At 45.4% G+C, this 1,178-nt stretch carries 1 protein-coding gene and 1 pseudogene; both read right to left on the reverse strand.

Annotated elements, in window-relative coordinates; translation table 11 throughout:
• Positions 1-417: pseudogene (locus A3738_RS07290) on the reverse strand (amino-acid N-acetyltransferase); the annotation flags it as partial.
• Between the two features lie 18 nt (positions 418-435).
• On the reverse strand, positions 436-1,178 hold a 743-nt coding region (locus A3738_RS07295; protein ID WP_156504052.1), incomplete at its 5' end, for a M20/M25/M40 family metallo-hydrolase.

The following is a 1,178-nucleotide window of genomic DNA, read 5'->3' on the forward strand; positions in this document are numbered from 1 at the left end:
GCCGTTTAAGACCCCCATAGGCTTCGCCGAAATGAAATTACCACTCACCACTTTAATCGAAGAGCCATGCATTGGTGAGTTGACCAATCCAATAGAAAGTAAGGCTTCTACTTCACTTCTTACCTTGCCATATGCTTCGAGCACGCTAGGAAGTGCTTCCTTACTCGTAACTCTAAGGTTTTCCTCAACAACAGAACTCAAACCACGCGACATTAAATTTCTGTCGATCTGAGGACGTGCTCCTAAGACCAGCACCACACGAATACCTAGGCTACATAGCAAAGCAATATCATGAACGATGTTAATAAAATTCTTATGCTCAATCGCCTCACCACAAACGCCGAAAACCATGCTGCGATTTCGGTGTTGATTGATATAAGGTGAAGCGTGACGAAACCAGTTAATCCAATCTTGCATGTTTTATTATCTCTCGTACTAAGGCTGCGCGATACAATAACTATTGATCAGCGACGAAAGGACCTTAGCCATTTCTCCAACTTGTTGCTCGGCAAGAAACTCATTGGGTTGATGAGCTTGATCAATTGATCCAGCGCCCATTACAACTGTCTCCATTCCCATACCACTCAAGAAGGGGGCTTCCGTTGCAAAAGCTACCGCCTCTGCTGGAACTCCAGTTAAGCGTTCACAAGCTTTAACTAGCTCCGCATCACGTGACGTTTCAAAGGCTGGAACTGGCTCTACCATATGGCGATGTTTTACATCGATCTTGTATTTGTAGCCTGTCTGTTTCACTAACGCATCTATCTCAGCATGAAGTGAAGAAACGGACATCCCAGGAAGCGGTCTGATATCAAAATTCATCTGACAGTGTCCACAAATCCGATTAGGGCTATCTCCCCCATGTATTGCACCGACATTTAATGTAGGTCCCGAAACTTCAAAATTCGCATTCTGATAGTTTGCCTGCAAACGCGAACGAAATGCGAAAAGCTCTCCTAAAAATCCGTGAACTGCATTGACGGCACTATTCCCCAAGTCTGGATTCGAAGAATGCCCAGAACAACCTCTAAATTCGACCGCCTCCATGAGAATACCTTTATGCATTCGAATAGGTCGAATACTTGTTGGCTCCCCAATAACTGCCGCTCGGGCTTGAAGTTTACCTTGTTGAGCGATCAGTCGCGCTCCCGCCATTGAGCTTTCTTCATCAGCAGTCG

The organism is Oleiphilus sp. HI0066 (assembly GCF_001635725.1).